Below are 10,876 nucleotides of genomic sequence, written 5' to 3'. Positions count from 1 at the left end.
GGCGGTGCTGCGCGTAATTTAAATATAAGCAGTGAGGAGTATCTTATGATTAAACCGCTTGGTTTGTTAACTGCAAAGCCGATTATTTACGCTGCAAATGTAAGTGAAGATCACCTGGCGGGCGGCAATCCATTTGTTGATGCGGTTGCTGAATTAGCAAAAAAAGAAGCTGCTCAAACTGTAAAAGTAAGTGCTCAAGTTGAAGCGGAACTAGTTGAACTTGGTGAAGATGAACGCAATGATTACCTTGAGGGTTTGGGCGTTAGTGAAGGTGGATTACGCAGTTTGATTAGCGCCACCTATCAACTGCTTGGCCTTCGCACTTATTTCACCACAGGTGAAAAAGAAACCCGCGCTTGGACCATCAAAGCAGGCATGACGGCACCGCAAGCAGCTGGGGTGATCCACACCGATTTTGAACGGGGTTTCATCCGCGCTCAAACAATTGGCTATGGCCAATTGCTAGAAGCAGGTTCCCTTGCAGAAGCCAAGGCCAAGGGTTGGTTGCGCAGTGAAGGTAAGGAATATGTGGTGGCAGAAGGTGATGTGATGGAGTTTTTATTTAATGTATAGGTTGAGGCTGTAATTTCCGTAGCCAGGGCTCCAGGGGTTCGCAACGGATGCCATCAATCAAAAGCGGTTCTGGTGCAAAAGAAAGCAATACACGTTCCGCTTGAGGGTAATCAACGCCAAAAGCTTTTAGGCCAGTTAGATCACGCTTATCGATGCGGGCACTGCGCTTCACCTCAATAGCCCAAAACAGATCGGGGCCATACACCACAAAATCCACTTCTAGGCCGGAGCGGGTGCGCCAAAAGCTCAAGCTATCGCCTTGACGCCGCAATTGACAAAAGGCGCGCAGATGCTGAGCCACAAGTGTTTCTAAGGCTAAACCTTCGATTTCTTGCGCAGAATCGAGGGGGCCACGGGGCCGCAGGCTCCGGTACACGCCAACATCAAAATAAAAGAATTTGTGGTGCTGAACAAGTTGCCGTTTGGCCCGTTTCTGAAAAACAGGCAATTGAAAACTAATTAGCAAATCCTCGAGAATAAATAGATAACTTTCGGCCCGTTTGCGAGGGATCTCAGCTTCGCGGGCAAGGGAGGCCAGATTGAGTTGGCTTGCTTGGGAAAAGCTGATCACCTCCAAAAAACGGCCGAAGTCGCCGATTTGGCGCACCAACGCCTCAGCTTGCACTTCCTCCTGCAGATAAAGAGATGCGTAGGCGGCAAGATTGGCCTGGGGATCAGCAGCTTGCCAAATCAAAGGCACTAGGCCGATCTTGAGCGCCCTTGAAAGATCAAAAGCAGCGCCAAGCTCTGCGGCCATGAAGGTTGGCATAGAAGCCGAAACCAACCGTCCGCCCAGCAGATTGGCAGCGCCATGTTTCAGTTTTCTAGCGCTGGAGCCTGTGAGCACAAAGCGCAGCTCCGGTTGTTCCTCCAACAGCGAATGCACCACATCCAGCAGCTGGGGTGCCTTCTGGATTTCATCGATCACAATTGTGTGGGCTTCAGGCTCGGCGGCGATGCGCTCCCGCAGCCGCTCCGGCCTGGCCTGGAAGGCGCGCAGCAGCTCAGGCGCAAGCAGATCGATTCGAAGGGCCAAGGGAAACATTTGGGCCAGCCAGGTGGATTTACCTGTGCCACGGGGACCAAACAAGAAGAAGCCCTGGGCTGGAGGCTGCAAAAAACGCGTTACAACCGCCATTTATGCAGCCAAAATGGAGTTTATGCCGCCAATTTAGCAAGAAACTTGCGGTTTTACCCTGATGCATTTTTTACAATTTCACGCCAAATAAATGGCCGGCCGCTGAGGTGAGCCCCATGGCAACGGCGCCCCAGATCACCATCCGCAGGGCGCCTCTACGCACAGATGCCCCACCTGCCGCTGCGGCCATGCCACCAAATATCAAAAGGCTGCCAAGCGAGAGCAACACCGTGAAGGGCACCACCTTGCTAGCTGGAGCTAGCAATATCGCCAGCAATGGCACCAGTGCACCCAAGCCAAAGGCCACAGCTGATGCAAAAGCTGCCTGCAAAGGCCTTGCCCTAAGGGTTTCGCTAATACCTAATTCATCGCGGGCATGGGCTTCTAGGGCCCCTTGAAGGCTTAGTTGTTCAGCTACAGCCCTGGCGAGGCTGGCCTCTAAACCCCGGGATCTGTAAATCGAGCTGAGTTCTTCTAATTCACCCTCTGGATCAGATATCAATTCCGCCGCTTCCTTAGCCAGATCTGCTTTTTCTGTATCTGCCTGGCTTTGCACCGACACATATTCACCAGCTGCCATGGATGCAGCTCCAGCCACCAATCCAGCTAAGGCGGTAATTAGCAGCGTTTCTGGTTTGCTGCCTGCACTGGCAACCCCAACCACCAGGCTGGCCACTGAAATAGTGCCATCATTTGCCCCTAACACCGCCGCCCGCAACCAGCCGGCCCGATGGCTTTTATGGGCTTCCCGGTGGCGGCGTTGCAATTGCATAGTTATCAATCTGAAGCAATAAGCTGTTTAGTATAAATTTGATCTTTCCGGAAATAGATCTTAATACCTACCCGTTCAATATGTTTTATCAATGGCTCGTATGTGATGCTATCGAGAGCTTGCACGTCAAAAAGATACGGCAGAGGCAGTTCTTCCAGTTCGGCTGCGATTGCTTCTGCGCCAAGTGCATCTAGTGGGCCAGCCAATGCAAGGTCTATGTCCGAACGTTGGCTGTGGGTGCCCTTGGCACGGGATCCAAAGATGGTTGCATTTAATACAGTTGGGTGGCGGCTTAATACAAGGCACACTTGTTCCAACTCTGTAGGTTGCAGCGGTAAATTATTCATTGCATAGCCTCCAGCTGCATGAATTCTCTTAGCTGCTCTAGGGCTGGAAGATAGCGTTCCTGAATTGCTTCCACCACTTGCTCAAATAAAACTGAATTATAGGTGTGTGATAACAAATTACGATGATCAAGCATGGCGATCCATGCTTCACCGTTAGCAATTATTTTTGCTGCGTAAGCTTCCTTCAATACCTGGCGGGGCATCAGTACTGCAAATACAAAGCCATTGGCTTCCATGTAATCCTTTGTAGTTTTCCAGCCCAATTCAAAACAATATTCAAAGCGTTGGATAGCTCCCTCCTTTTCCAGTTGGTTCAATGCTCCGGGGCCATTTAGCATCGCTTCTTGCAACAGCTTTAAAGCTTTGCCGAAACTAACCAAACGCTGTTGCCAACGAATGTCTGCAGATTGTTCCATTTTCGCCTCCAGCAATTAATACTATTTTTACTAAGTGCGAAGCTAATTATTGCCGTGCGTCAAAGCGGGGCGGCCCAGGGTTCATCAAGGGGTTTGATCACATCGCCCAACAACTGCAACTGCGGGTGCAGGCCAAAGGGGCTGGAGCGGAGCTGACCTCTGCATGGGTGCAGCTCTGCTACGGGTTTACCGTTCTTGGTGATCACGAGCACTTTGCCACTGCTGGCCACTTCATCCATGAGGCTGAGGCAGCATGCCTTGAATTTGCTGGCGCTGATCTGAGTCATTGTTCTGGAATTTTTAATTTTTAAACATCGCAAATACCGTGGTCACCACTCTAGTGATCGTTTTATCAGCTGTTACAGCGTTCCAATAACTTGCTTGGCTATGCCGGTATGGGTCAAACTGCATCCAAATTATTTTTAGTTCCAATGCAAGCAGAATCAGATAACGCTTCCGCCAAATCACCAGATTCTCCTGAATTGCCATTGGCGCACGATTTTGAGGTGCAGAAGGAATTGCATCAAAAAATTCGCAACGATCCCGATTACGACGATTGGGAATACGGAACGGAACCTTTACCCCATGAAGGTTGGAGTAACCCCAATGCTGCTAAGCAAAGCCCAGACATCACAAGCCAAAGCCCTAAGCCATGACCTTGAAACTCCATCAGCAAACCAGCTAAAGGTGGCAAGCTGATCCCGCTGATCGCCCAGGTTTGTGAATAGATACCCAAAGCTAGGCCTTGATTTTCGCTGCTAACAGACTCCACCACTGCTTCAGTGATGGTGGGTAAAAAAGCAGCTGTGCCTAATGCCAATAAAGGTTGAGCCAGCAACAGCAACACCAAACCTTTTGGATGCAAAGCTGAAAGGGCCAAAAGAAAGCAGCCGCCGCTAAAGCAGAGCAAGCTCAACCGCAATCCTTTTGCAACCGGTTTGCTGCCGAGCCAATGACCCACCGGCCATTGCAATATCAGCACCAGCAATAGTTGCAACACAATTAATAATCCACCGCCCGCTTCTGGTAAGCCCGCCCGAGCTAAACCGCCATTAGCAAGATCCAATGGCAACGCACTTTGTTGCAGTGTTAATAGCCCGGTTCCTAATAACGACACAGCCAATAACGGCAGTAATGATTGCCCCCACCAGCTTCTTTTTTGGCCTGGCGCTAATTTTGCTGGCGCTGGAGGTAATCCCCGTTTTGGTAATTCCCTGATCAGCCATAACAAAACCAGCATTCCCACTAGATCCACTCCGTAGATCAAACGCAATGCCTGGGCCCCTAGCCCCCAAGCGATGCAACTGCCAATTAGCGCACCTGCAGCTATTCCAAGGGCATCGGCTGTGCGGGCAAGCGCAAATCCTTCACTAGAAGGCAGTGGCGCACTGAATTGGGCGCTGGCCAATTCGGCCGCAGGCCAATAAAGCCCCATCGCTAAACCGAGCAATAGTTCACCCACCACAAAGGCCTGAAAACTATGAGCTCGAAACAGCAGCAGATCTGCGCCGATTGAGCAAATCGCCCCCAGCCGTAGAGGTGTTCCTAACGCAATGCCCCGATCGAGCAGCAGGCCACTGCTTGCCCTTGCCACAAGGCCAACAGCGCTGGAGAGTGCTAATGCCAGCCCTATTTGGCTGCTGCTAAGCCCCAAACGGTTGAATACAAGCGGGCCAAGGAACAAAATTCCCCCAGCCCCTAATGCTGCTACACCTCGAATCTGCGCCACTCGGCGTAAGGTGCGCGGAAATTGCAGCCACCACCTGGCAAGTTGCACCATTGTTTCTGCTTCGTTCGCTAACTCTGATCCATAAACCTTTAGCCAAGGTTGTCTTGGCAGTGGCAGTGTTTTGTTTATGGCATCCACCCCTGTTAGCAGCTGAACGTTTAACCGTGAAGGCAGCTGGTTTGGAGCTTCCCCTAGATCTTCAACAATTGGAAGCTTGGGCCCTTCAGCCAAAAGACAACAAGGAGCTGGGCCCCTGGTTAAACCTGTTGGATCCAAATACCCAGCGCAGTATTCGTGAGTTGTTACTGCAACCGCTGCAGTTAAAGGGAAGTTCAGTGGCGCCGATAATTAATAGCTGGGCTGGGCAACAGTTGGTGCAACAACTGGGCAGCCTTTTACGTTCTCCCCAAGGGGATGGGGGTGAACTGCTGCTCAATTTGTTGCAACAATCAAATTTCGCCAATGTGCTCGCCTTACTTAGGGCTGCCCCTGTATCTGAACTACGCCTTGATCTCGATGCCTTAACGGAATTAGCAGAACGGCTGCGGCTTCAATTGCAACAGCAGATCAGCCTGCAAAAACAACTAAGAAGCCTTGCCCTAACTCCCAGCACTTTTGCTGCCTTGCCTGTTGCGCCCCTGAATGCAGAAAATTCAATACAAATAACCCTCCCCGTTGCGCACCGGCTTGCTCCCATCCCATTGCAGCTGTGGTGGCCAAAGGGGAAAAGCTCTGCAAGCCATTGGCTTTTGCTTAGCCATGGCTTAGGTGGCTCGATTGATCAGTTGGCTTGGTTGGGGCGGGGCCTTGCAGCCCAGGGTTGGCCAGTGGTTTCGTTGCAGCATCAAGGCAGTGACGCTGAGGCGGTGCGAGGCCTGCTGGAGGGGCGAGCTGCCCTGCCAGGTATTGAAAGCCTGCCAAATCGGATTCAAGATTTTGAGGCAATTAGTGCAGCAATCGCCAGCCAGCAGTTGCGGTTTGGCCCCCATCCCACCCCGCCACGGCTGATGCTGCTCGGACATTCCCTAGGTGGAGTAGCCGGATTGCTATGGGCTGGCGCTGAATTGCAAGCTGGCCTGGAGCAACGTTGCGCAAAAGCGATGTTGAGCATTCCTGTATTAGATAGCTCTTACTTATTCCAATGCCAACTCACAGCATTAAATCTGCCGAAAATAAATCCTCCAATTAATCTTGCAGCAGTAGTAGCAATAAATGGTTTTGGCAGTTTGCTTTGGGGTGATGCAGGTTTACGTTCTTTGGATTTACCTGTTTTGATGTTGGGGGGCAGCCTCGATCTTGTTACATCTCCATTGCGGGAGCAGTTGCTGCCTTTTCAGCAATTACCAAATCCCCGCAGCCGATTAGCAGTAATTGAAGGTGCTAGCCATTTTTCTGCAGTGGGCCTTGAAAAAGAACAAGCGTTAATGCATTTGGGTGCAGATTTTGTTGGTAAGGATCCCCAACAGGTGCAAACAATGTTGCTGGAAATCCAAATCAGCTTTTTGCGCAGTATCGAGGAGGGGCAATCAGCGCCGCTGGGTGTATTTAATGAGGGTGCAGTGCAGGCCTATGTGATCGATCGCAAGCTGGTCAAGCAATTGCGGCCTCTGCAGCAGTTTTCAGAAGTTGAGGCGGGGATCCAATAGGGCTACCAAAACATCAACCACCAAACTCACCAGCACCACTAAAGCTGCCACCACCACCACAATTCCTTGCACTAAGGGGTAATCACGCCGGTTGATTGCTTCTTGTAATTGATTTGCAATACCTGGCCAGGAAAAGATCACCTCGATTAATAGAGCCCCTCCCACTAAAGAAGCCACCGTGATACCAGCAATCGTGAGCATCGGCAGCAGAGCATTTGGAAGGCCATGGCGCAACACAACTTGTGTTTCGCTGATGCCACGGCTGCGGGCCGCTTCCACATAATCGGAACGCAATACACGGCGCAGATTTAGCCGCAAGGCATTATCAAAAATTCCGCTAAGTAGCAGCCCCAGGGTGAAAGCTGGTAAAGCGAGGTGGCGTAATGCGCCGCTTACCACCTGCCAATTACCTTGCAGCACCCCATCAAGCAGATAGAAGCCAGTGCCACTTGGTGGCACCAAGGTTGGTGGGAATCGCCCCCCCACGGGGAACCAGCCCAGGCCCACCGCAAATATCAGTTGCAACACCATCGCGGCCCAAAAACTTGGTAACGCATAGGTGCCGATTCCATATAACCGGCCCGCTAAATCAATTTTTCCCTCTGGTTTTGCAATACCGCTAAAGCCAGCGATTAAGCCCAATACAATTGCGATTACTAGGGCTACAAATCCCAATTCAATGCTGGCGGGCAAGGCATCCCGCACAATTGCCCCCACAGACTTTGCACTCACCATTGAGGTGCCTAGATCACCCTTAAGCAGATCACCTAAAAAATCTAAATATTGCATTGGTAGTGGTTGATCTAAGCCCAATTGCTGTCGTAACTGTTCCCTGGCAGCAACGCTGGCGCGGCTGCCAAGTAGGGCATCTACCGGATCTCCCGGTGCAACTCGCAGCAATAGAAATACCAAACTTGAGATCAGCCAAAGCATCACTGGTGCCAGCAGCAGCCTGCTACCGAGATAACGCAAGAGCTTGTTGCTGCGATCCATTGCTATCGAGCCCCCTTTTGTATCTGTAATTGGGCCAGGATTAAGCGGCCGCTGCCATCAAAACGTGGTGTACTTATCGGTGGTCGCGCCCAGGCCCTTGAACGCACAAGCCAAATTGGTAAGTAAGGAACTCCAAGGGCTGCGCGCTGCTGCACGGTTTTGAGCATTTCTAAGCGGGCGGGGCCAGTGATTTGTTCAGTTTCTAAAAGTTGTTTCTGCAAACCTGGTGCGGCCCAAAAACTACCGCTCGCGGCGCTTTCACCCTCTAAACACACATAACCCTGGGGGCGTTTGCAGGCCAGCAATGGCACGAGGTAGTTATCAGGATCTGGGTAATCTCCCGACCAATCCAGCATGATCAGCTGAAATGCACCATCTCCAAGTTGCCGATAGGCGGTGGTGGATTCCATTCCAGTGATTTTTAGCTGCAAGCAATCGCCGAGCTTTGCATTCAACATCTCCTGCCATGTAAGGGCAAAGAGACGATCGGTTGGCACATTTGAACGATAGGTGAGATTTAAGGCCAAGGTTTTGCCTGCGCAGTAGCCCTCCTGCTCAAATAATTTGCGGGCGGCAGCAAGGTTTTGCTCCGGCCAGCCCGCTTTTGCTCCGGCCAAGCTCGGCGGCACAAGGCCATAAAGCGGTGTACGGATGTTGTCGCTCACCCTGGCGCTGATCTGGGGGCGATTGAGGCTGTAGGCCAAGGCTTGTCGTAAGCCAAGGCGATTTAAGGGGGGGCGATCACTCAACACGCTGAGATAACCGATTTCTAGTGCTGGCCCCACCCCTTCTCGCAATAAGCCCCGCTGGGCCTCTTTTCGTAGTGGTTTTTGCTGATCCGGTTCGATGCTGCTCGATAGCAATACATCCACATCCCTACCCATCAATGCGCCAAACAGGGTGGTGGAAGTGCCCATGCTCACCATCGCAATTCCGTTGTTGCTCGGTTTTTGCCCCCAATATTTTTTAAACGGCGTCAGCCTTTGCAATTGCGGGCTGGTGAAGCTGAGTTGATAAGGGCCTGTACCAACAAAATTGCCTGTTAAAAAACTGCGTTGATGCTTTTTATAAGCAGTTGGTGAAACAGGGGTGAGGCTGGTGGAACTGAGCAGTGCCGCAAGGGGGCTGAAGGGTCTGCGCAGGGTGAGTTCTAATTCATAGGGGCCGAGCACTTTTACCGCTGTGATGCGATCTCCCACCACATAACTAAGTTTTGCAATCGCTATAAAACGCCTCAAACTAAAAGCCATTGCTTCGGCATTAAATGCGGTGCCGTCATGAAAAATAACCCCCTTGCGCAGCTGGATCACCGCCTTAAGCCCTTGGTTGCTGATCTGCGGTAAGGCAAGTGCCAGCCTGGGTTCTATCTGGCCATCAGCGCTAATTCCGTAAAGGGGATCCCCCAAAGACGACAGCAGTTGGATGGCAGCAGTAGTAGTGGCTTGGGCTGGATCGATCGTGTCGATAGAGCCAAAGCTGGCCACCACAATTGGGGCCTGTTTCTGCTGCAGTTGCAAATTGCTGCAACCACTCAGCCCGAGCCACAAGCCAAGCAGGGGGAAAATCCAGCTTTTTTTGGAATTAGGCAAAAGTTTCTTTTATGCAACCCCAACTTATTGCCTTGCCTAGAGGGTGCGTAAACAGCTCACAACAGCTTCTACCTCCGAGCGCAAAAGAATCATCTCTAAGGCGTGGCGAAAGTTGCTTTCTTGCACCTCATGGGTGATCACCACAATTTCAGCACCGCTTCCTTGGGATTGGAATTGCACGATTGATTGCAAACTAACTCCAGCGGCACCAAAACAACTGCCGATATGACCAATCACCCCAGGAAGATCCGCCGCCTGGAAACGCACATAGTTGCGATGTTTTGTAATTGCACTATCTACTAAACAACAACTGCGCCAACTCGTGGCAGCAAGCAATGGATCCAACTTGGCAGCAGGGCCTCCCACTTGTTGGATCGCTGCAATATTGAGAATGTCTGCCACCACAGCACTAGCGGTGGGGCCTGCCCCAGCTCCCGGCCCGTAGAACATCACTTGCCCCACAGGATCTCCTTCCACCAATATGGCGTTGTTAACTCCGTTTACCCCCGCCAGCGGATGGGTTTTGGGCACCAAGGTGGGATGCACCCTCACATCAAGCACTTCACTTGTATCAGTAATAGTTTTAACCCGTTCAGCTACCGCTAATAACTTCACTACATAACCCAATTCTCGGGCGTAGTTAATATCTCGCAATTGCAAATTAGCGATCCCTTCTGTGGGGATTTCGCTTCTATCAACAAGGCCGCCATAGGCAAGGCCCACAATAATTGCGATTTTATCTGCAGCATCTCCCCCATTAACATCTGCATCTGGATCGGCTTCTGCATAACCAAGGGCCTGGGCATCAGCTAGCACTGCTGCGTAGCTAGCCCCTTCAGCGGCCATGCGGCTGAGAATGTAATTTGTGGTGCCATTGATGATGCCGCTTACCCGCTCAATGCGGTTTGCCCCAAGCGACTGTTTCAACGGCTCAAGTATTGGGATGCCGCCCCCCACCGCTGCTTCCATCAAGACATAAACACCTTTTGCCGCTGCTGCTGCTGCAATTTCAGCTCCGTGGCGGGCGATCACGGCCTTATTGGCAGTTACCACAGCTTTACCTGCTTCGATAGCAGCAAGGATCAAACTGCGGGCCGGTTCAATTCCCCCCATAACTTCCACCACTAAATCCACCGCTGGATTGGCTACAACCGCAGCGGGATCAGTGCAAAGCAATTCTTGGCTAAGGCCTTGGGGAAGGCTTCGCGCCAAGCTGCGCACCGCCACTTGACGCAATTCGAGCTCTGCAACTAAAGGATGACGGCCACTGGGATTAAGCAGGATTTCAGCCACCCCTGCTCCCACCGTGCCAAGCCCCAGCAAACCAATACCAATTGCCATTTACACGTTTCGGTATGAGTTGATCCTATAAATGCGCTGCCTGAGCCTGCATATGGCGCAGGATATTGAGAAAGCCATTAGCCCTTGATGGGGTAAGGCTGCCTTGCAGGCCGGTTTCTGCAATAAAGCCAGGATCAATTGCTTGCACCTCGCTGGCGCTGAGGCCATTAAGCCCTGCAATCAAAAGTGCTAATAAACCTTTTGTGATTTGGGCATCAGCATCACCCTGCCATTGCAAACCGTTAACGCCTGCAGTGGGGGCTACAAAAACCTGAGATACACAACCTTTCACCCGATTGCTTTCGCATTGCAATTCAGCAGGGGCTGGCGGT

Annotated in this window: 12 protein-coding genes; 2 read left to right on the top strand and 10 right to left on the bottom strand. The window is 51.5% G+C overall.

Translation table 11 applies throughout. The features are described from left to right. On the top strand, window positions 1-573 hold a 573-nt coding region (locus tag KB557_RS05770), incomplete at its 5' end, for a DUF933 domain-containing protein (protein WP_255132191.1). Here the strand turns inward: KB557_RS05770 and KB557_RS05765 are convergent. From KB557_RS05765 to KB557_RS05740, 6 genes are all read right to left on the bottom strand, one after another. Continuing rightward, a complete protein-coding gene (locus KB557_RS05765; protein WP_255132189.1) occupies window positions 563-1,711 on the bottom strand; it encodes an ATP-binding protein in 1,149 nt (382 codons plus the stop codon). The two genes, KB557_RS05770 and KB557_RS05765, sit on opposite strands and share 11 nt — an antisense overlap. Before the next feature lie 70 nt (window positions 1,712-1,781). Next, window positions 1,782-2,483: a VIT family protein gene (locus KB557_RS05760; protein ID WP_255132186.1), complete on the bottom strand. Its 702-nt coding sequence runs from the start codon at window positions 2,481-2,483 to the stop codon at window positions 1,782-1,784. A 5-nt stretch (window positions 2,484-2,488) separates the two neighbouring features. Next, window positions 2,489-2,830 carry a nucleotidyltransferase domain-containing protein gene (locus tag KB557_RS05755; protein WP_255132184.1) on the bottom strand — a complete coding sequence of 114 codons (342 nt, stop codon included), beginning with the start codon at window positions 2,828-2,830 and terminating at the stop codon, window positions 2,489-2,491. After that, window positions 2,827-3,246 carry a nucleotidyltransferase substrate binding protein gene (locus KB557_RS05750; RefSeq protein ID WP_255132181.1) on the bottom strand — a complete coding sequence of 140 codons (420 nt, stop codon included), beginning with the start codon at window positions 3,244-3,246 and terminating at the stop codon, window positions 2,827-2,829. The genes KB557_RS05755 and KB557_RS05750 overlap by 4 nt, the downstream gene beginning before the upstream one ends. Before the next feature lie 59 nt (window positions 3,247-3,305). Continuing rightward, window positions 3,306-3,533: a type II toxin-antitoxin system Phd/YefM family antitoxin gene (locus tag KB557_RS05745; protein WP_255132179.1), complete on the bottom strand. Its 228-nt coding sequence runs from the start codon at window positions 3,531-3,533 to the stop codon at window positions 3,306-3,308. 260 nt (window positions 3,534-3,793) lie between these two features. Continuing rightward, complete coding sequence (locus tag KB557_RS05740; RefSeq protein WP_255132177.1) at window positions 3,794-4,975, bottom strand: MFS transporter; 1,182 nt, start codon at window positions 4,973-4,975, stop codon at window positions 3,794-3,796. Between KB557_RS05740 and KB557_RS05735 the strand changes: the two genes are divergently transcribed. Further along, window positions 4,948-6,621 (top strand): alpha/beta hydrolase, encoded by a 1,674-nt coding sequence (locus KB557_RS05735; protein WP_255132174.1) that lies wholly within the window; start codon window positions 4,948-4,950, stop codon window positions 6,619-6,621. The two genes, KB557_RS05740 and KB557_RS05735, sit on opposite strands and share 28 nt — an antisense overlap. On the opposite strand, the gene KB557_RS05730 is transcribed toward KB557_RS05735, so the two are convergent. From KB557_RS05730 to KB557_RS05715, 4 genes are all read right to left on the bottom strand, one after another. Beyond that, on the bottom strand, window positions 6,595-7,614 hold the full coding sequence (locus tag KB557_RS05730) for an ABC transporter permease (protein WP_255132171.1): 1,020 nt from the start codon (window positions 7,612-7,614) through the stop codon (window positions 6,595-6,597). The genes KB557_RS05735 and KB557_RS05730 overlap by 27 nt on opposite strands. A gap of 2 nt (window positions 7,615-7,616) precedes the next feature. Beyond that, window positions 7,617-9,203, bottom strand: coding sequence for an ABC transporter substrate-binding protein (locus KB557_RS05725; protein ID WP_255132169.1), 1,587 nt, complete (start codon window positions 9,201-9,203; stop codon window positions 7,617-7,619). Window positions 9,204-9,239: 36 nt separating this feature from the next. Then, the gene (locus KB557_RS05720; protein ID WP_255132167.1) at window positions 9,240-10,544 is read right to left on the bottom strand and encodes a homoserine dehydrogenase; all 1,305 of its coding nucleotides are present in this window, start codon (window positions 10,542-10,544) and stop codon (window positions 9,240-9,242) included. Window positions 10,545-10,569: 25 nt separating this feature from the next. Next, the coding region (locus KB557_RS05715) for a SufE family protein (protein ID WP_255132164.1) at window positions 10,570-10,876 on the bottom strand (307 nt) is incomplete at its 5' end.

Source organism: Synechococcus sp. Cruz CV12-2-Slac-r, assembly GCF_024346075.1.
GTDB lineage: Bacteria > Cyanobacteriota > Cyanobacteriia > PCC-6307 > Cyanobiaceae > Synechococcus_D.
The sequence above is the reverse complement of the archived record's forward strand: the minus strand, read 5'-3'. Positions and strand labels throughout refer to the sequence as shown.